This window comes from Bradyrhizobium sp. GW821-FHT13H05 (assembly GCF_058804065.1).
The window spans coordinates 118,816-139,136 of sequence record NZ_JBXAPO010000017.1 but is presented as its reverse complement, the minus strand read 5'-3'; the positions used below and the strand labels follow the sequence as shown (position 1 = coordinate 139,136).

Below are 20,321 nucleotides of genomic sequence, written 5' to 3'. Positions count from 1 at the left end.
GACATCGCCTCGTGGCAACATCCGGGCTGGTTGCTGTTACCGTCAGGCCGGCTTTGTCGTCGCCGCCGCGATCTGCGTCGCGAAGTCGCGGTAGGAATGCAGCGGACGTCCCAGGATTCTGGTCAGACGCGCGACGTCACCGTTCCCGGGGATCATGCCGTCGCTGACAAAGCGCTCGGCCATCAGGCGCATCTCGTAGGCCATCCATTTCGGCATGAAAGTCGCCAGATTCTGCTCGAAGCCGCTGGGATCATCGCCGCCATAGGCGACCGGGCGGCCCAGCACATCCGACCAGATCGCGGCCACATCAGGACCGGTCAGTGCGTCGGGGCCGACCAGATTGATGGTTTCGCTCGGCAGCTTGCCAGGCGTCTGATCGCGGCGGATCAACTCGATCGCTGCGACCTCGCCGATGTCGCGGGCATCGACCATGGCGAGACCCTTAGCTCCGATCGGCATCGGGTAGACGCCGTGGTTGACGATGACGTCCTTGATCGTGCGATCATTGTCGATGAAGTAGGACGGACGCAGGATCGTGGCGCCAAAGCCCATCTGCTCGAGCATCCGCTCGGCGCCGAACTTCACCGCGAAGTGCGGCACGTTGACGAAGCGATCGGCGTGGATCACCGAGAGATAGACGACCCGATCGACGCCGGTCTCGCGCGCAATGTTCAGCGTGATCAGCGCCTGGGTGAATTCGTCGCCCGTCACTGCATTGAGCAGGAACAGCGTCTTGATGCCGCTGAATGCCGCGCGCAGCGAGCCGATGTCGAGCAGATCGCCTTTCACGACCGTCACGCCGGCGGGGAATTCAGCCTTGGCGGGATCGCGGGACAGCACGCGCACATCGGCGCCGCGCTTGACGAGTTGCTGGACGACGTGGCGGCCGACACGGCCGGTGGCGCCGGTTACGAGGATAGTCATGGGGGTCACTCCTGTTGAGGTCTAAGGACACCCCCGCAAATTAGCGATCCACATGCGGTCCAATAGACGTTATATTTAGACGCATCGTCTCACAGGTGGAACAGATGGACCTGCTTGCCCTCGCTGACTTCAACCTGGTCGCCAGGCACGGCGGGTTTGGCCGGGCCGCCCGCGCCACCGGCCGCCCGAAAGCCACGTTGTCCCGCCGGGTCTCGGAGCTGGAGGGCAGCCTCGATCTGCGTCTGTTCGAGCGCGGGTCACGCGCCCTGAAGCTCACCGAGGAAGGGCGCGCGCTCTACGAGCGGACGGGGAGGTTACTCGCCGAGCTCGACGAGACCGCAGCCGCAATCGCCTCCGGCGGCGACAGGCCGCGCGGCAGGCTGCGGATCAGCGCGCCGCTGCTGTTCTCGCAGACCGCGATGGGGAAACTGGCCGCCATATTCGCGCTCAGACATCCGGAGGTCCGGCTCGAGGTCACGACCGACGATCGCGCCGTCGACATGATCGAGGAGGGCTATGACCTGGTGATCCGCGTCAATCCGGATCCGGACGAAAGTCTGGTTGGGCGAATCTTTCTGCGCGATCGGCTGGTGGTCGTGGCGAGCCCCGGCCTGCGTCGTCCGACGGACGATCGCGCCGTACCGGTCGTGGTGCGCGGAGAGAGCGACCTCACTCCCAGTTGGGACATGATGGCGCCAGGCGGAAGCTCAACGATCCCAGTTGATCCCGTGCTCCGCCTGTCGTCGCTCATGATGGTTCGCGATGCGGTCCGCGCGGGCGTGGGCGCCGCGCGGCTTCCTGTGTCGCTTGTGAGTTACGACCTGGCGGCCGGCAAGCTCGTGCACTGGGGTGATGTCGATGGACCCGAGATCACGCTCTGGGCGCTCTATCCATCACGCCGATTGCTGAGCGCGCGCGTCTCCGCGTTCCTCGACTGCCTCAAGGAAGCGTTTCCGTCCGGCGCGCCCGAGGAACTCGCAGCCTTCCTCGACTGAGCGGAAGAGGATCGTTTGCGCCGGCGGCCGCTGGTGTGCCGGCAGACCGCTTATTGCAGCACTTTCGGCATCACGACGACGACGTCGACCTGCCGGTTCAACACCTGCGATGCGACCGCGGCGATGTAAGGCGAGTAGCTGTCCTCGATATCGGACGCGGCCTCCTCGTTCCTGGCGAAGGCGTAGAGCATCGTGCCCTCGACATTGTCGAAGCGGAGGCCCGCGAAGATCCGATCGAACGTCTCGGCGCCAACGATGCCCGCCATGAGGGCCTGGATCGCCTGGTCCTGGATGAGTGTGAGCTTCATCATGCCGATGGAGATATGGAATATCTCCCCGGATGCAAGATCCGCAGGAACGATGTCGGCTTGCTTCCGCTGCTCGGCCTGATTCTCTGCCCGGTCTTGCCGGTGCTTCAGCTCGCCGGCCTGGAGAGCTGCGGCAGGGCCGGCTTGCGCTCGGGAAGCTTCTTCTTCGGGGGCGCCGGCAGCAACCCTTCCCTGATCGCCTGCTTGCGCGCGAGCTTGCGGGCGCGGCGAATCGCCTCGGACTTTTCGCGCGTCTTTTTCTCGGAAGGCTTCTCGTAGGAGCGGCGCTGCTTCATTTCGCGAAACACGCCTTCGCGCTGCATCTTCTTCTTCAGGACACGAAGCGCCTGGTCGACATTGTTGTCACGGACAAGTACCTGCAATTGGAACTCCTCGTCGGGCTGCGAAAGGCGACAGCCCTGCACGCAGCCTATTGCGCAGGAGCTTCATTGCGATCGTGAGGATGACAGTGACGGCGATCTTCCGCGCCGGCCTCGAACACGCGGGCTGCTTGGCGCCGCGATACAGTTCAGGGGCGACGTGAACACTCCCGGGACGCCGTGTCAATCGATAAGGCTTCCGCGCGCGTCAATTCGCCGTCTGGAGCCGGATCCGGGCCGGCATCGGCGGCTGTGCGGGGCGTGGCTATGCGCTAAGCCGCCGCCGCCTGCGCCGACAACAACTGCTTCAGCTTCGCGGCCGGCACGGCCGGGCTGAACAGCCAGCCCTGCATCTGGCTGCATCCGAGCTGCCGCAACACGTCGCGCTGCGCCTCGGTCTCGACACCCTCCGCCGTCGTCGCCATGTGGCGGGCGGCGGCCATGTGCACCACGGCCTGCACGATCGGCGAGGAATCTTCGGACTGGCCGATGTCGCTGATGAAGCTGCGGTCGATCTTGATCTTGTCGAAGGGGAAGCGGTGCAGATAGCTCAGCGACGAATAGCCGGTGCCGAAATCGTCGAGCGCGATGCGCACGCCGAGTTCGCGCAGCTGCTGCAGGATCGTCAGCGCCTCCTCGTCGTCGCGGATCAGGACGGTCTCGGTGACCTCGAGCTCGAGCCGTCCGGGCGCGAGGCCCGACTCGGCGAGCGCAGCGGCAACCTTCAGCGCCAGCGACCTCGAGCGGAACTGCACCGGCGAGACGTTGACCGCAATGTGGATATTACCCGGCCAGCTGGCGGCCTCGGTGCAGGCTTGCCTCAGCACCCATTCGCCGATCTCGCCGATCAGGCCCGTCTCCTCCGCGACCGGGATGAAGTCGGCGGGCGAGATCATGCCGCGTTCCGGATGGCGCCAGCGCAGCAGCGCTTCGCAGCCGGTGACGACATTGGCCGTGAGGTCGACCAGCGGCTGGTAGTGCACCTCGAACTCGCCGCGCGCGAGCGCCTGCCGCAAATCGAGCTCGAGCTGGCGGCGCAGCCTGGCCTTGGCGTCGTATTCGGGCACGAAGATGCGGAAAGTGCCGCGGCCTTGCGATTTCGCCGCATACATTGCGAGATCGGCGCGCTTGAGCAGGTCGTCGAGATTGTCGCCGTGGTCGGGCGCGATCGCGATGCCGATGCTGGCATCGGTCTGGATTTCCTGGCCCTTGCAGTTCACCGGCCTGCGCAGCGCGTTGAGGATCGTTTCCGCCAGCGCCGCCAGCTCGGCCTGGTCGCAGGTCGCGGCCTTGATGATGGCGAATTCGTCGCCGCCAAGCCGCGCGACGAGGTCGTTGCCGCTGACGCAGGCGCGCAGGCGGCTTGCGACCTGGCGCAGCAATTCGTCGCCGACCTCGTGGCCGAGCGAGTCGTTGACGCCCTTGAATTCGTCGACGTCGATATAGAGGATCGCGAACGGCTTGCCCTGGGCCAGCTCGGCAACGCGGCGCTCCAGATGGCCGCGCATCAGCACGCGGTTGGGCAGGTCAGTCAGCGCGTCGTAATGCGCCATATGCGCGATGCGCTCGTCGGCACGGATGCGCTCGGTGACGTCGTCATGGGTGGCGAGCCAGCCGCCGGCGGCGCCGGGCTGGTTCTTGATCTCGATCAGGCGGCCGTCGGCGGTCTCGACGATCGCGCTGTGCGTCTGGTCGACACTGGCCAGAATGCCGTCGCAATAGGCATCGACGTCGCCTTCGAACGAGCCCGTGTCATGGCGGTGCTGGATGACGTCGCGGAAATAGGCGCCGGGTTTCACCAATTCGGTCGACAGTCCATACATCTCGATGTAGCGCCGGTTGCAGACGATCAGCCGCTCGTCCTGGTCGAACATGAGCAGGCCCTGCGTCATCGTGTTCATCGCGGTGTCGAGCCGCTGCTTCTCCACCGAGAGCCTGTGCATCACCTGGCGGAAGATCAGGAACAGCGTCAGCACCAGCAGGCCGATCGAGAGAACGGCGACGGTGACGAAGAATTTCGTCTGCGTGCGCCAGGTGGCGAGCGTTGCGTCCAGCGACTTGGTCGCGACCACGACCAGCGGCTCGCCGGTCAGCAGGCGCGAGGCGACGATGCGGTCGGTGCCGTCGATCGGGCTTACGAGCTTCGTCGTGACGAAGGTGCGCTCGAACACCGCCCTCTGCTCCGCGGTGCCCTCGCGAAAATTCTGCCCGATCATGGCGTCGACATGCGGGATGCGTGCGAGCAGCTGGCCGTTCTGGTGGTGCATCGCGATCGAGGAATCCTCGCCGAGCCCCGTCGAGGCGAAGAAGGATTCGATCTGCTCCGGTGCGATCGCACGCGAGACCATGCCGAGGAACTCGCCGTGCGGTCCGGAGACGCGCCGCGCGAATACGATCGCGGGTCCGGTGCCGAACCGGCCGGGAACGACCTCGATCTCTTCCTGCGCGATCGGATCGTTCTTGAGCCGGTTGAAATAGTGGCGGTCGGCGACCGAGATGTCGGCGACGGGCCAGCGCCGCGACGAGTTGATCAGAATGCCATTGGCGTCGAACACATTGGCGCCGGCGACGTCGGACCAGCCGCTGGCCTTTGCGCGCAGCATGTCGTGCATGGCGCGCGTGCTCATCTGGCTGCGGAACAGCTCGGCTGACTCGATGCCATGGCTCTCGAGCTCCGCGATGACGCTCTTCTGGAACACCGCGAAATCCGCGAACTCGCGGTCGTAATGCCGGGTGAGGAGCCGCACTGCGCTCTCAAGGCTGTCGCGGCCGCTCTCGATCGCGTTCTGCCTGAAACGGTCGACGGTGAGCGCGGTGCCGATGGCGGTTGCCGCCATCAGCACGAAGCCGCCGACGATCAGCCATGTCAGCGGTGCCCCGCGCCAACGGCGGAGCAGCGCGCGTAATCGCGCGGTCCATCGGATCGATGCGCCCATCCAGCCCTCCCGTGGGATGCAAGATGCAGCAAAACCGACAAGGGCCCGTTACCAGCGAGGGTTAGGAAAGTATGAATTGGAGCGGAATCAGGCGGTTGGTTCTCCAGCGCCAGCGCTCACCGCCTGATCTCCCAGTTCAGCGCTTCCGCATTGCCCTTGGCGAACATCGCCGGCACGTCGAACTTGCCGGTCTTGAGGTCATAACGACATTTCCAGTCCGCCAATCCCTTCACGGCGACGTTCTTCGGATGCTTGTCCATCTCGCCCGACAGCGAGATCAGGAGGTAGCGGTTGTTGGGCCAGTCGACGCCGAGCCAGCGATAGGCATCTTCGGTGCCCTTCATCAGATTGGCCGAGATGTGGTAGTCGAGCTTCATCCTCTTCGTGTCCGGCCGGCTGTGGAAATAGTCCCAGGCGAGATCGCTGAGCGATGTCTTCGTCGCATTCACGAAGGCGCCGTTCTCGACATGGTAGAGGAACAGGTCCTGCTCGCCTGAGCCGGTCTTCTGCATCCGCACCAGCCATTGCGAGTCGCTGGTGAAGCGGAAGCCGGCGCCATAGCCCTGCTCGGGCTTCAGCTCCGTCATCTGGTCGCCGCGCCGCGCCCAGACCTGCCATTTGACGTCGAAATCCCCGCTGTCCTTCATGTACTGCTCGAGCCTGGTGGCGCCGTCGGGCGAGGTGAAGGCGAGGTCGGCATTGTCGGTGAGGACGAACCCCGGCGGCGGGCCGGAGCCGGCGAGTGCGGGGGAGGCGGCGAGCGTCAAGGCGAGCGCCAGCCATCGGGCTGGACGGACAAAAGCGGTCACGGGAAAAATCCTCAAAAAATAGGCCGCGATGCGGCTTCGATCATTTGACGCCGAGGGGGCCGCGCCGGTTCATCCGCGGCAGCGCAGGGGGCGATCATCCGATCGGCCGTCTTGCTGCCGTAGCCAAATCGGCGCAGGCTGCCGCCATCGGTTGATTTGCGACTTAGGGTCCGTTTCTGATGATGACCGCATCCAAGGCCTTCATTGCGTTCTGTCTGCTCGCGGTGGTCGGCACCGTGCTGGTGATCGGCCCCACCGAGCTGCGCCGCCTGCTGCCCGGCGGGACCGGCACCGAGATTGCAGTTGCGGCCAAGCCCGAGCCCAAGCCCGAGGCTAAGGCTGAGCCCAAGGCTGAAGCCAAAACTGAGACGAAATCCGAACAACCGAAGCTCGCCGCAGCGCAACCTGCGCCATCCCCGGCACCTGTCACCCAGCCGAAGCCGGCTAGTCCATTGGCCGAGACGCAGAAGCAGGTCACGGCCGCGCTCGCTGATCTCGCGCCGGTCAAGCCGCCGGTGGCTGCGACCGATCCCGGTCCGAAGTTCGACGTCGCCCGCATCGACGATCATGGCGAGGCGGCAGTGATCGCGGGCCAGGCCGCGCCGGGCGCGAAGGTCGAGCTGCTGCGCGACGGCAAGCCGCTGGACACGGTGGTGGCTGATGCGTCGGGCCAGTTCGTCATGACGCCGCCAAAACTTCCCGCCGGCAGCTACGAGCTGACGCTGCGCGCCAAGGCGCCTGACGGCACGGTTGTGCAGTCCAGCCGCACCATGCCGGTGACGATCGCGGAGGCGGCGCCGCCACCCGCGCGTGTCGCCGCGCCCGCCGCGAAGCCCGACGACAAGTCGGATGTCGTGGCATCCCTGCCAGCGCCGCGTCTGGCCTCGGCGCCTGACAGGTCCGCGACCCGGCCCAGATTGATGGGAACACCAAAGCCAAGGGCCATGGCGAGAGTACCTGCCGCGTCTGCAGCCACGACGGTCGCATCGGCTTCGCCGGCAGAAATCCTCACCGGTACGCCGGCGGAGGCGGGCGGCAGCCGGGTGATCGCCCGCGGCGACAGTCTGTGGGCGCTCAGCCGGCTCGCCTATGGCGACGGCGCCCGCTACGCCGTGATCCTCAACGCCAACCGCGAGAAGATCCACAACCCGAACCTGATCTATCCCGGCCAGACCTTTGTGCTGCCGCAGAAGACGGAGTGAGCGCGGCGCACGGCCGAGGCCTCCCGGATAGAAAGAAGAACGCGGCGAGAAGATCGCTTGTGGTCCATCCTTCGAGGCGCCCGCCTGCGGCGGCCCTCAGGATGAGGTCGCGTTTTGCGGCGAGATCTCAGACCCCTCATGGTGAGGAGCCCGCCAATGCGGGCGTCTCGAACCATGCAGGCCAAGCTCCCGCGACGCTTTGACCCCCGCATCCCCGGAACCTTTGTTCCCCTCATGCGTCATCCCGATGCGACGCGTTGCGCGCTTGGCGCTGGAGGAGGGCCAAGGTGGAGAGGTCAGCGATCATGTCGGGATCACGGATCGGCATCGCGCTCGCCGGCGCCACCCTCGTGATTGCAGCAGTGTTGCTGCCTGACAAGGCCGAGGCCCAGTTCGGGATTCGCGGCGGACCGCTCGGCGTCGCGCGGTTCGCCGTTGGCCACGTGATCGGCCTGTCGCGCCTGCGCCATGCCCGCATGGCGGTGCGGGGCGGGCGATACCGTTCCGCCGCGTTGCGGTCGCAGGATCCCCGCGGTACCGAGCGCGATCAACTATCCAATCCCATGATCCTGCGCGCCGCGCTCACCGCACAAGCGGCGCTGTCGGGCTGGCGCGGCGGCCGCCGTCCGCAGGGCTGGTGGCGCCACCCTGACGGCAGCTATGGCTGGGCCGGCCCAGTGTTCTGGCCGTTCGCCCATGACGATCTCACCAATGCAATCATCCTCGGCGATACGACCGCCATCTCGCTCTATGGCTATGGCGACATCTACGCCGCGATCTTCGCGCCCTATGCCGCCAGTGAGTTCGCCGCCTACACCGCGCCGCAGGGCAGGCGCGCGCGCAAAATCCCGTCCGCGCAAGACATCTGCGATGTCAGCGATCCCGCCGGCTTCCCCGCGGATCGCATCGCCGTCGCCGTGCAGCCGAATGAGTTGCAGCGCACCGCACTCGACGAGCTCAGCGCCGCCTGGAACGCGGCCCGCGACAGCATTCGCGCGGCCTGCCCGTCAAACGTCCCTGCGACTGCAGCGGAGCGCCTCGGCCTGATGCGCACGCGCATCGAAGCCATGATCAAGGCTACGGACGCGCTCGCGCCACCGCTGGCGAAATTCGAAGGTCTCCTCGACGAGGATCAGAAGACGAAACTCGACGCGCTCGCGAGGGACCGTCGCGCCGCGCTTGCAGCCGGCCAGCACAAGGATGCGCGGGCATCAAGCGGCTGCGATCCGAACAGCGATCCGCGCTATGACGTTCAGCTGCAGCGCCAGTACGAACAGCTCGTGCAGCAGCAATGGCCCGCCAATGACATCGCGTCCACTCTCAAGCTCGACGACACCGCCCGCGCCCGGCTCGATGTGCTCCAGGACACCGCACTGCGCACGATGGAGACGCTGAGCGCCTGCCCGACCAAGCCCGCCGCGACACCGCAGGCCCGCCTCACGGACGTGAAGACGCGGCTGGAGACGATGCTGCAAGCCGTCAGAAGCGTCGGCGATGCGGTCGACGATTTCGAAGCTGACTTAAGCGACGAGCAGAAGGCGGGCTTCGAGGCGATCGGGCCGAAGCGCGGGGCGTGAGCGGTAGAGAGTGACCGGAAAGCGCGTTCACGCGCTCTCCGGCCGGATTGAGCCTCTAGCTGAAGAAATGTCCGCCCGAAGCCAGCGAATAGGCTTGCCATTGATGATCGAGCACGACCGTTTCGTGGCTGCCATTGCTCTGGCTGATGTCGATCACGAGGTCATTGAAGCCGCCGCGATGGGCGGTGACGTCGGCGGAATCCTTGACGAGATCGACCAGCGCCGCCATCGACTTCACCACCGTGCCGGAGCCGGCGCCTTCGCCGGTGTCGAGCACGGTCGCGGGATGCGCGCCGGATGAAGCGAAGGTGCCGGCGTCGTAGTCGTAGAACACCAGCGCGTCGCCCTTGCCAAAATTGAGGTCGAACACCGTATCGGTGGCGTGCTGGCCCGCGGCCTGATCGGTGCCGTTGAAGCGGAACTGATCCGCGCCGGCGCCGGCATAGAGCAGGTCGTTGCCGCCGCCGCCATTGAGCACGTCGGAGTGCTGGCCGCCGATCAGGATGTCGTTGCCGCCCTTGCCGTCGAGGAAGCTGCCGACGGAGCTGAACAGTTTCGCAATCAGAAGATTGTTGCCGTCGGTGTCGTCGACCAGATTGTCGGCGACGGCGGTGATCTTGGTGCCGCCTTGGCCGTCGGAAGAAAGCTGGAAGTTCAATCCCGAGGCATAGGCATGCGAGTCGAGCTGCAGCGTGATCGTGCCGGACTTGCCGCCGGTGATGGTGAGGACGTTGTCGGCCGACAGCGACACCTGCGTCGCCTTGCCGATGCCGGCGAGGTCGATGGTGTCGCCGACGCCAAAACCTTCGATGGTGTTGTCGAGATGGCCGTGGTCCAGCGCCGCCTTGTCGATCTTGAGCGTCTGCGCGCCGTCCTCGAAGGTGATCGCGCCGGTGCCGGCCGCATCCAGCGCCGCGAGCTCCAGCGTGCCGGCATGCAGCGACGTGCCGCCGCCATAGCTGTTGCTCTGGTTGAGTATCGTGGTGCCGGTGCCGGCCTGGTCGAACGAGCCGCTGCCGGAGATCGTCGCGCTGAACGTGAAGACGTCGGAATGGGTGGACGCGAAGATGCCGTTGTCCGTGATGGCGCCCGTCAGCGAGCCGCCGTCGGCGATCGCGAGCCTTGCGCCGGAATCGATGGTGATGCCTGAGGCGAAGCCTTCGGCGTCGGTGACGCTCCAATTGCCGCCCTTGACGTCGAGCACCTCGAAATTCACCGCATGGGCCAGCGTGCCGGAGCCGTTGCCGAGCAGGTTGAACGTGTCGGTGCCGTCGCCGCCGTCGATCGTGCTTGTGAAGGTCGAGCCGGTGTAGTCGTTCACAATGTCGTTGCCGCCTCCGAGGGCGACGCTGCCCTCGATCGTGCCGTGGTTGGTGATGGTGTCCGCGAAGGTATCGGTGATGGAGATGGCCTCGCCATTGCCGCCGTGGATGAGGCCCCAATTCTCGATCGTCGTGGGCGCCCAGCCATTGCCCCCATTGCTGCCGTTGCTGCCATTGGGCCCGCCGGTGCCGTCGCTGTCGTTGACGGTGATCGCGCGCTCGAAGCTGGTGATCACGCCGCCGGTCTCGTTGATGATCGTGCCGCCGCCGATGGTGATGGCTTCCTGAAGGTCGATCGTGCCGTCGGCCTCGACGACATGCACGCCGGTGGCCCGGATGGTGCCGAAATTGTCGAGCGTCAAAAGACCGTCCACGTCGATGCCGTCGCCGTCCACGGCGACGCCGGCGAGATAGCCGCCGGTGCCGGTGATGGTGCCGTGATTGGTCACTGACGTCATCGACAGGCTGGGCGTGTCCAGGTTGATGCCGCTGCCGAGGTCCCCGGTGATCGTGCCGTCATTGTTGACGGTGACGGGTGCGTCGCCGGTGATGCCGTGACGTGTGCCCTCGATGGTGCCGTCCTTGTGGTTGTTGACGACGCCCCCGCCATTGCCCTGGAAGTCGACGCCGTCATTGGTGTCGCCGCCCGAATTGCCGCCGAACACCTTGCCGTAATTGTCGATCACCATGTTGACGCCGCCGCGGATCGCATCGGCATCGGCCGCCTGGATCAGGCCGGTCGCCTGGTTGGTGAGGTGGATGCTGCCGCTGGTCGAGACCAGATCGGTGAAATCGATCGCCTGGCCGTTGCTCGCGCCCGATCCCGTCGACTGGATGGTGCCGGCATTGTCGACCGTGACGGAGTATGTGGCTGATGGGGTCAATGTCGAGGCCGTGATGCGCACCGCATCGCCCTGCGACTGGATCGTGCCGTGCTGCTCGTTGTCCAGCGTGAACGAGGTGATGTTCGAAAGGTTCGACGTGTTCAGATTGATCGCGCGGCTGGCCGAGGCGGTCGCGTCGATCAGCCCGTCATTGTCGATGGTGATGATGCCGGCGCCGGGGCGGATCGCATCATTGCCGGAGGCGCCGATCACGGCGCCGGTGTGGTTGGTGATGTTGATCACCTCGGTTGCCGAGACGATCGCGGCGAAGTCGAGCGCCTGGCCGCTCGAACCCGCGACGATGTTGCCGCTCGAATCCACCGTGCCGGAGACGATGGTGCCGGAATTGTCCACCGTGATCGTGCCGGTGGAGAGTGCGGTGTTGATGCGAAACGCGTCGTCGCCGGTGATCAGCTTGGCGCCGGCCTCGTTGGTGAAGGTGAAATTGCCTGATGTGAACGAGCCCTTGGTGTCGATCCCGCGCGTCGTCGCCGAGATCGTGCCGGCATTGTCGATCACCACGGTCTGGCCGGCCGAGCCGCCGGTCCAGGTGATGTCGGTGGTGTCGGAGAGCGTGCCGCCGGTCTCGATGATTCCGGTATCGGTGCCGCTGACGGTCTTCGCGGACGTGACGGTGGAACCGCTTGCCACGGTGAAAGAAGCCATGATCCCCTCCCTGAGGTATCCCAAAAATGCGAGGCCGGCAGGCGGCGCCAAGAATGTTCGTGGGACGAGAGCGGTATCGGGAGGAGATGACGATGGGATGACGCGCTGTGGATCGCGTCCGGTGATCGCGGTTCGGACGGAGTCTCGGCTGTGCTACCCGCACGCCCAGTCGAACTTCATATCCTTGAAGTCGAGCTGCGCATTGCCGCCGCCGAAATTGTAGCCACCAAGATATTCCTCGAACTCGATGTAGAACGGGCTCATCTCCGGCACCGCCTGGCACGGCCGCATGGTGCCGCCGAGATGGTTGTGCGCGTGGTGCTTGCCCCAATCATGCAGGCGGAAATTGTCGCGGCTCGGCACGCCGCCGACATAATAGTAGTAAGGCTGGTAGCCGGTCGGCGCGTTGCGCCTGGTGTGCTCGTCCTGCGGACCCCTGCCGGCATTGGGATCATCAGCGCGCGGCGTTAGCGAGATCGCGCGGGTCTCGGTGAGATCGGCGCGCGGCGGGGTGGCAAACATCTTCTTCGCGTAAGGCGCGGCGGCCTCGAAGAAGGCATTGGCGCCGCCAACGTCGAGCCAGCGCGGCCGGTCGGCCGTCGCGAGCGGAAGCGGCGCGGGTGGCGTCGCGAACGCGCCCTCGTATTCGCTCCTGGTCAGCAGCAACGCGGCATATTCATAGTCGAGAATGTCGGTCATGCGCGACAGGCGAGGATGCGCGGGCCGCGCCGCCACGGCCTCGCGGATTTCAGGGTCGTCAGGCGCGCCGCCGTCATTGTGATCGGGCGCCGTGGCGAAGAACGACACCGCGACGATGTCTTCGCCATGCACGCGATAATCCTCCGGCAGCTTCAGCGTAAAACCATGCATCAACGGAAAGCCGGTGACGGGATCGAGCGGCCATTGCTCGCTGCTGATGCCCGGCGGCAGCCCATAGACCCAGCCCTGGTCACGCGCGCGATCGGCGGGCCGGTCCAGCATCTGCAAATCATACGCACGCGAAGGCAAGGCAAGCGCCACGATCGTCTCCCATCCGAAAACAAGCCTCGTCGTTGAGGCGATGGTTAGTCGCGGGGAGGAGGGATGTGGTTCGTGGCAGGTGTGGGGGAATTGCACGTGGGAATTGCCTGACGCCGTCCCGTCAAGCAGCCGCCCATCCCTCCGAAAGCGCTTCGGCCTGCTCGAGTACCGTTTGGGTTGCTTTCTCCTGAAGGTCCGGCGGATAGCCGTATTTGCGAAGGATCCGCTTCACCAGCACGCGGAGTTGCGCGCGGACATTGTCGCGCACGGTCCAGTCGATCGTGACGTTCGCGCGAACTGTGGCGACGAGTTCGCGCGCGATGGTACGAAGTGCGTCGTCCCCCAATACCTTCACTGCGCTGTCGTTGGTTTCGAGGGCATCATAGAAAGCGACCTCGTCGTCGGTCAATCCCAGGTTCTCTCCCCGCTGCGCGGCCTGACGCATGTCCTTGGCGAGCTGGATGAGCTCTTCAATCACCTTTGCTGTCTCGATCGCGCGATTCTGGTAGCGGCGGAGGGCTTGCTCCAGCATCTCGGAAAATGCGCGCGCCTGCACGACGTTGCGGCGAGAGCGAATTTTGATCTCGCCCTTCAGCAGCTTCTGCAGCAACTCGACCGCCAGATTCCGCTGCGGCATGCCGCGAACCTCGGCCAGGAATTCGTCGGACAGGATCGATATGTCCGGCTTCTTCAGCCCGGCCGCGGCGAAGATATCGACCACCTCGTCCGAAACCATCGCCTTGGAGATGATCTGCCGGATGGCGTGGTCGAGGTCTTCACTGCTCTTGCGTTCGCCCGGCTCGTTCTTGGCGAGCACGGCCCTCACTGCCTGGAAGAAACCGACATCGTCGCGGATGCGCAACGCCTCCGCGTGCGGCACCGCCAGGGCAAACGATTGCGACAGCTCGCTGACCGCCTGCATCAGCCGGCTCTTGCCATCCTCCTGCGCGAGGATATGTTCCTGCGCCGCTGGCAACAGCGTCACCCTCTGCGCGGCGCTGCCGGTCAGCCAATGCGACCAATTGAAGCTGTGGAAAAGGCCGCGGCAGACCTCGTATTTCTCCAGCATCACGGCGACCGCTTCTGCCTGATCCAGCGCGGTCCGTCCCGTGCCGCCGGCTTCGGTGTAGGTCACCAGCGCCCGCCGCAATTCGTCGGCAAGGCCGAGATAGTCGACCACAAGCCCGCCGGGCTTATCCCTAAACACCCGGTTGACCCGTGCGATCGCCTGCATCAGCCCGTGGCCGCGCATCGGCTTGTCGACATACATGGTCGAAAGGCTCGGCGCGTCGAAGCCGGTCAGCCACATGTCGCGGACGATCACGATCTTGAAGGGGTCCTTGGAATCGCGGAATCGCTCCGCCATGTCCTCACGCCGTGCCTTGCTGCGAATGTGCGGCTGCCATTCCAGCGGGTCGGACGCCGAACCCGTCATGATGATCTTGAGCGCTCCCTTGTCGTCATCCTCGCCGTGCCAGTCCGGCCGCAGCTTGACGATCTCCTCATAAAGCGCGACGGCAATACGCCGGCTCATCACCACCACCATCGCCTTGCCGTCCATGGCGGTGAGGCGGGTTTCGAAATGCTCGACAAGGTCGCGTGCGACGAGCGCTATCCTGCCTTCCGAGCCGACAACCGCTTCGAGCTGTGCCCATTTGCTCTTGAGCTTTTCCTTGCGGTCGACCTCTTCGCCTTCGGTCGCTTCCTCGAACTCGGGGTCGATGTTCGGTCGCTCGGAGGCCTTCAGCTCCAGCTTGGCCAGCCGGCTTTCGTAATAGATGGGCACCGTGGCGCCGTCGATCACCGCGCGCTGGATATCGTAGACGCTGATGTAATCGCCGAACACGGCGCGCGTATTGGCGTCTGTCTGTTCGATCGGCGTCCCGGTGAAGCCGATAAACGACGCGCGCGGCAGTGCGTCGCGCATGTGGCGCGCAAAACCGTCGATGAAATCATACTGGCTGCGATGCGCTTCGTCGGCAATCACCACGATGTTGCGCCGCTCCGACAGGATGGGATGGCGGTCGCCGCGCTCCTCCGGAAAGAATTTCTGGATCGTTGTGAACACCACGCCGCCGCTGGCGACCGACAGCTTGGCGCGCAAATCGGCGCGATCGGCCGCCTGCACCGGCGGCTGCCGCAGCAGGTCCCGGCAGCGCGCGAAGGTCCCGAACAGCTGGTCGTCGAGGTCGTTGCGGTCGGTCAGCACCACGATGGTGGGATTTTCCATCTCGGGCGCCAGGATCACCCGGCCGGCATAGAACGCCATGGTCAGGCTCTTGCCGGAGCCCTGCGTGTGCCAGACCACGCCGACGCGATGGTCGCCGTCCTCGCCGCCGGCCATCGGCCCGGCATCGTAGCGGCCGGTCTCTTCGGCTTCGGTAAAGCCCTGCGACTTGTGCCAGCTCTCCGCGGGGATCGCCGCCCGCAGCGTCTCCTCCAGCGCCACGTTGACGGCGTGGAACTGGTGATAACCGGCCATCTTCTTGACCAGCTTGCCGCCGTCGAGCGCCTCGAACACGACGAAGTAGCGGATCAGGTCGAGAAAGCGCCGCTGCTCGAACACGCCTTCCAGCACCACCTGCAACTCGGCGAGCTTCACCGCTTCGTCGCGTCCGGTGATGGTGCGCCACGGCTTGAACCACTCGCGCCCCGCGCCGAGCGAGCCGATCCGCGCCTGCGGGCCGTCGGACGCGACCAGCGTCACGTTGGTCGAAAACAGTCCCGGTATCTGCGCCTGATAGGTCTGGAGCTGGCGGAACGCCGCCCAGACGTCGGCGCCCTCGTCGGCGGCGTTCTTCAATTCGATCACAGCCAGCGGCAGGCCGTTGACGAAGAGCACGATGTCGGGCCGGCGGAGGTGCTGCCCTTCCACCACCGCGAACTGATTCACCGCGAGCCAGTCGTTCTGCGCGGGATCGTCGAAATCGATCAGGCGGGCTTGCGCGCCGCCGATCGAGCCGTCCTTGCGACGAAATTCGACCGTGATGCCGTCGACCAGCATCCGATGGATCGCGCGGTTGCGCTCGATCAGCGACGGCGCATCGAGCCGCATCAGCTTGCGGTGCGCATCCTCGAGCGCTTCGGGCGGAAGGTCGGGATTGAGCCGGACCAGCGCCGCCCGTAGCCGCGTCTCCAAAACTACATCGCGATAGCCGGAATCGCTGCGCTCCGCGGCGGGTTCACCGGCGGCGATGTCCGGGCCGTGCATCACCCCATATCCGAGCCGCGCCAGCCACTCGAGCGCGGCCTCCTCGACGACGGATTCGGTGAAGGTTCTCATGTCTCCGGCTCGCGCTTGGTCAGTCGCCTCGCCTCGGCTTCGAACCTGGCCAGATCCGCGTCGGCCTCCTGATCGGCCTCGATCGCCTCGGTGGCGCGTCGCCGGGCCTCGAAGGCGTCGAACCGCGAATGGGCGATCCCTTCCATCTGCTCGTGTGACATCCGGCCCTTGCCCTTTAGCACCTCGCGTTCGTTGAAGACGAGGAAGCGGTCGGTCTGCGCGATCCAGTCGGCCATCCGGGTTTCCTGCCTGCGCGAGGCGCGGTCCTCGGCGAAGTCGAGGAACATGGTGGTCAGACGGTTGAGCTGCTCGATCTCGCCGGCGTCGAGATAGTTCTTCGACACGGTGACGTCGGCCTTGCGGACGCGATCGCCGGCCCATGTCGTCAGCGCCATGTTGGGCTTGGCGGGATCGGCGCGCGCGACGATCAGCTCGGCGGCGGTGCGGCCGGTAACGGCAAACACCAGCTTGTTCTGGATCGTGGCGAAGAACGCCTTGGCGGTCTCGGCGGTGCCGTCATAGTCGACGCTCGAGGCTTTGAAGAGGTCGCGGACCTTCTGGTAGAACCGCTTCTCCGAGGCGCGGATGTCGCGGATGCGCCGCAGCAGTTCGTCGAAATAGTCGAGCCCGCCCGGCTCTTTCAGCCGGGCATCGTCGAGCACGAAACCTTTGGTCAGGAACTCCCGCAGCACCGTGGTCGCCCAGCGGCGGAACTGGCTGCCCCGCGGGCTGCGGACCCGGTAGCCGACGGCCAGGATGGCGTCGAGATGGTAGTGCGCGGTCAGATAGGCTTTGCCGTCGGCGGCAGTTATCAAGGATTCCTTGACAACTGAATCCCTCAGCAATTCGCCGTCTTCGAAGATATTCTTCAGATGCAGGCTGACGTTCTGCTTGGTGGTGTCGAACAGCCCGGCGATCTCGGCCTGTGTCAGCCAGACCGTGCCGTCCACCACCCGCAGCCGAATCGTGTCGCGCCCGTCCTCGGTGCGGTAGAGGATCAACTCGCCGCGGGACGGGACGTCGCTCATGCAACGGCCTCGACGATTTTCTCGGCGGCCTTTACACGCAGCTCGCCGGAGATGAGCTTTGGAAGGAGGGTGTCGCGGAGGGTGGTCAAAGTGAGTGATGAGCGCGCGTTATTGATGATCTTCTCATAGAGCGGTCGAACCAAATCGTCGAACTTTTGCATGAGGTCAGGCGGAGGTGCGACTACGGGAATAGGCCGAAAATTCGCCTTGCTTATTTCGAGGAACGTTGAGCCATTTGCTCGGCCCACAATCTTCTCGTGAGCTGAGCTCGCCCATAGGAGAAGAAATATGTTGGAGACGCCGGGCTTTGGCGTCATCGCGATAAACCCCTGATTTATCGCGACTGGCACTTCGGCGATGGCCAAGTACCCAATTGGGGCACGTGACGACAAGAGGACAGTTCCGACGGGCAACAGTCCGGAACCAATTTGGGCAAGTCCAGCATCCGTAATGCGTCTCTCTGTTGCGAGCAGCACAGGAACGCTCAGCGAGGAAAGGTCCTTAGGGGTTGCCCAGAAGTGCCGACCGCCATTCCAGTAGCTGGGTTCAGCTGTGGCAGGAGTGCTGCCACCCGCTATGTCGGCGAGGTCCGCAATAGCCTTGACCTTCCAAGCGGCAGGAATTTCTCCCAGCTCGGATTTGTCGAAAGAGTCGGGAAAGCGTGGCCCAATTCGTTTCAATACGTCGGACCGGCGTCCGTCGGCGTTTGCACTCACTGGGTCAAAATCGACAAACCATGACTTGAACAGCGTCCGCGCTATCGCTTCTAGCGTCTCGTTTGTTCGCCGGTTTAGCTCGATCTTTTCGTCGAGTGCACCAAGGATATTGGCGATGGCGCACTGTTCATCCGGCCGAGGGATTCGAATAGAAATCGGATAGATATAATTTCGATTGAGAGAAGCTTGAGCGCTTCCCGAATCGAATCGGCGAAGGTTCAACTGACGTAGAAAGTAGTATGCAAAGCGCGGATCGTTACCCAAGAAATCGGTAACGTACAGCACGGTGTTGTGCGGCCAATAGTCGGTCTTGCAATAAGAAACGACTCCCATCGAGCCGACTCCACTTCGTCCGATCACAACACCGGGACCCTTAGCCCTCGCCACGTTGTGAAAGCCATTTCGACCTGCTGAACCCATAACAGGTATATTGCCTGAACGTCGATCCGCTTCAGGAAGGTCGTGACCCCGTTGCAGCCGCACGAATTCGCCTAACGTAGTCTGCTGCCAGGCGATATTAGCCATACCCGAGCTCCCTCAGGTGGGCGGCGATCTCGGTATCCAGCTTTTTGGCTTCCTTCTGCTGCTCCCGTAACGTAGCCGCCAGCCGCGTCATCTTCTCCTCAAACAGCTCATCGTCCTCCTCAGCCGCTGCTGCACCAACGTAGCGTCCCGGCGTGAGCACGTGGCCGTGCTTGCGGATGTCGTCCAGCGTCGCCGCCTTACAGAAGCCGGGCACGTCGGCGTAGGGGCGACCCTCGTGGTCGCCCTTGTTGGTCGCGGTGCCGGCGGCGGGGGCAGGCACGAGGCCTGCCCCTATGGCATGCGAAAGATTTGGCCCTGCAACGGGGTCGCCGCGCCACGCATGGTAGGCGCCGGCGATCTTCGCGATGTCAGCGTCGGTCAACTCGCGATGTACGCGATCGGTCAGCGTCCCCATCTTCCGCGCGTCGATGAACAGCGTCTCGCCACGGCGATCGCGGAAGCGGCCGTTCTTCTTGTGGCGCGCGAGGAACCACAGGCAGACGGGAATCTGGGTCGAATAGAAGAGCTGCCCCGGCAGCGCCACCATGCAGTCGACCAGATCGGCCTCGACGATCGCCTTGCGGATATCGCCTTCGCCCGACGTGTTGGACGACATCGAGCCGTTGGCGAGCACGAACCCGGCGAGCCCGGTCGGGCTGAGATGATGGATGAAGTGCTGCACCCAGGCGAAGTTGGCATTGCCTGCGGGCGGCGTGCCGTAGGTCCAGCGCTTGTCGTCCTTCAGGAGATCGCCGCGCCAGTCGGAATCGTTGAACGGTGGATTGGCCAGCACATAGTCCGCCTTGAGGTCGGGATGGCGGTCGGTGTGGAAGGTGTCGCCATGGCCGATCTGGGCGTCGATGCCGCGGATCGCGAGGTTCATCTTGGCGAGCCGCCACGTCGTGTAGTTCGACTCCTGGCCATAAATTGAAATGTCGCCGAGCTTGCCGGCGTGGGCCTCGATGAATTTTTCGCTCTGCACGAACATGCCGCCGGAGCCGCAGCAGGGGTCGTAGACGCGGCCCTTGTAGGGCGCCAGCATCTCGACCAGCACGCGGACGACGTGCGATGGCGTGTAGAACTGGCCGCCGCTCTTGCCTTCCGCGCTCGCGAAGCGGGAGAGGAAATATTCGTAGACGCGGCCGAGCGTGTCCTTGGAGCGGTCGGCGGGCGCGCCGAGCGCGATGTCGCTGACCAGATTGATGATCTGGCCGAGCCGCTGCTTGTCCAGCCCTGGCCGGGCAAAGTCCTTCGGCAGTACGCCCTTGAGCGAGGTGTTGTCCCGCTCGATCGCGGTCATGGCATCGTCGACGAGCTGGCCGATGGTCGGCTGCGGCGCCATCGATTTGAGATAGCTCCAGCGCGCTTCCGGCGGCACCCAGAAGATATTCTGGGCGCGATACTCGTCGGGATCCTCGGGATCTGCACCTTGGGCGCGCTGCGCATCGAGTTCCCCGTGCTTGGCCTCGAAGGCGTCAGAGATGTATTTGAGGAAGATCAGCCCGAGCACGACATGCTTGTACTCGGCCGCATCCATATTGTTGCGCAGCGCGTCCGCTGCCGCCCACAGCTTCGCCTCGAAGGCGCCGCTGCCATTCGCTTCAGCATTGCGATCGACTTTCGTCCCTCGGCTCTTCCCCGGACCCCGTGCCATCTCTTCCAGTCTTTTCCTGTCAAACGTGCGCCCAGTATTACGACACGGGCAAACGCTTGCGCATTAGCTTTTTTGCTTGGATCACAACAGGA

General features: G+C 64.7%; 14 protein-coding genes. 3 read left to right on the top strand and 11 right to left on the bottom strand.

Annotated features, from left to right (window positions below):
* Positions 1-42: 42 nt before the first annotated feature.
* Complete coding sequence (locus AC1RR3_RS33530; protein ID WP_492828745.1) at positions 43-924, bottom strand: SDR family oxidoreductase; 882 nt, start codon at positions 922-924, stop codon at positions 43-45.
* A gap of 104 nt (positions 925-1,028) precedes the next feature.
* On the opposite strand from AC1RR3_RS33530, the gene AC1RR3_RS33525 reads away from it, so the two are divergent.
* On the top strand, positions 1,029-1,919 hold the full coding sequence (locus AC1RR3_RS33525; RefSeq protein ID WP_492828743.1) for a LysR family transcriptional regulator: 891 nt from the start codon (positions 1,029-1,031) through the stop codon (positions 1,917-1,919).
* 50 nt (positions 1,920-1,969) lie between these two features.
* Here the strand turns inward: AC1RR3_RS33525 and AC1RR3_RS33520 are convergent, their stop codons facing one another.
* From AC1RR3_RS33520 to AC1RR3_RS33505, 4 genes are all read right to left on the bottom strand, one after another.
* Complete coding sequence (locus tag AC1RR3_RS33520; protein WP_492828741.1) at positions 1,970-2,227, bottom strand: hypothetical protein; 258 nt, start codon at positions 2,225-2,227, stop codon at positions 1,970-1,972.
* A 107-nt stretch (positions 2,228-2,334) separates the two neighbouring features.
* A complete protein-coding gene (gene rpsU / locus AC1RR3_RS33515) occupies positions 2,335-2,610 on the bottom strand; it encodes a 30S ribosomal protein S21 (protein ID WP_492828740.1) in 276 nt (91 codons plus the stop codon).
* 269 nt (positions 2,611-2,879) lie between these two features.
* On the bottom strand, positions 2,880-5,543 hold the full coding sequence (locus AC1RR3_RS33510) for a bifunctional diguanylate cyclase/phosphodiesterase (protein WP_492828739.1): 2,664 nt from the start codon (positions 5,541-5,543) through the stop codon (positions 2,880-2,882).
* Positions 5,544-5,659: 116 nt separating this feature from the next.
* On the bottom strand, positions 5,660-6,352 hold the full coding sequence (locus tag AC1RR3_RS33505) for a hypothetical protein (RefSeq protein ID WP_492828737.1): 693 nt from the start codon (positions 6,350-6,352) through the stop codon (positions 5,660-5,662).
* 179 nt (positions 6,353-6,531) lie between these two features.
* On the opposite strand from AC1RR3_RS33505, the gene AC1RR3_RS33500 reads away from it, so the two are divergent.
* Together AC1RR3_RS33500 and AC1RR3_RS33495 are read left to right on the top strand one after the other, a co-directional pair.
* On the top strand, positions 6,532-7,554 hold the full coding sequence (locus AC1RR3_RS33500; RefSeq protein ID WP_492828735.1) for a LysM peptidoglycan-binding domain-containing protein: 1,023 nt from the start codon (positions 6,532-6,534) through the stop codon (positions 7,552-7,554).
* Between the two features lie 305 nt (positions 7,555-7,859).
* Positions 7,860-9,131 (top strand): Spy/CpxP family protein refolding chaperone, encoded by a 1,272-nt coding sequence (locus AC1RR3_RS33495; protein ID WP_492828734.1) that lies wholly within the window; start codon positions 7,860-7,862, stop codon positions 9,129-9,131.
* A 55-nt stretch (positions 9,132-9,186) separates the two neighbouring features.
* Here AC1RR3_RS33495 and AC1RR3_RS33490 read toward each other — a convergent pair whose 3' ends face one another.
* The 6 genes from AC1RR3_RS33490 to AC1RR3_RS33465 all read right to left on the bottom strand — a co-directional run bounded on the left by AC1RR3_RS33490 (position 9,187) and on the right by AC1RR3_RS33465 (position 20,229).
* Positions 9,187-12,003, bottom strand: coding sequence for a beta strand repeat-containing protein (locus AC1RR3_RS33490; protein ID WP_492828732.1), 2,817 nt, complete (start codon positions 12,001-12,003; stop codon positions 9,187-9,189).
* 153 nt (positions 12,004-12,156) lie between these two features.
* The gene (locus AC1RR3_RS33485) at positions 12,157-13,023 is read right to left on the bottom strand and encodes a hypothetical protein (RefSeq protein ID WP_492828730.1); all 867 of its coding nucleotides are present in this window, start codon (positions 13,021-13,023) and stop codon (positions 12,157-12,159) included.
* Positions 13,024-13,144: 121 nt separating this feature from the next.
* On the bottom strand, positions 13,145-16,306 hold the full coding sequence (locus tag AC1RR3_RS33480; protein WP_492828729.1) for a type I restriction endonuclease subunit R: 3,162 nt from the start codon (positions 16,304-16,306) through the stop codon (positions 13,145-13,147).
* A complete protein-coding gene (locus tag AC1RR3_RS33475; protein ID WP_492828727.1) occupies positions 16,303-17,334 on the bottom strand; it encodes a virulence RhuM family protein in 1,032 nt (343 codons plus the stop codon). The genes AC1RR3_RS33480 and AC1RR3_RS33475 overlap by 4 nt, the downstream gene beginning before the upstream one ends.
* Positions 17,331-18,575 carry a restriction endonuclease subunit S gene (locus AC1RR3_RS33470; RefSeq protein WP_492828725.1) on the bottom strand — a complete coding sequence of 415 codons (1,245 nt, stop codon included), beginning with the start codon at positions 18,573-18,575 and terminating at the stop codon, positions 17,331-17,333. The genes AC1RR3_RS33475 and AC1RR3_RS33470 overlap by 4 nt, the downstream gene beginning before the upstream one ends.
* Positions 18,568-20,229 carry a class I SAM-dependent DNA methyltransferase gene (locus tag AC1RR3_RS33465; protein WP_492828723.1) on the bottom strand — a complete coding sequence of 554 codons (1,662 nt, stop codon included), beginning with the start codon at positions 20,227-20,229 and terminating at the stop codon, positions 18,568-18,570. The genes AC1RR3_RS33470 and AC1RR3_RS33465 overlap by 8 nt, the downstream gene beginning before the upstream one ends.
* Positions 20,230-20,321 lie beyond the last annotated feature (92 nt).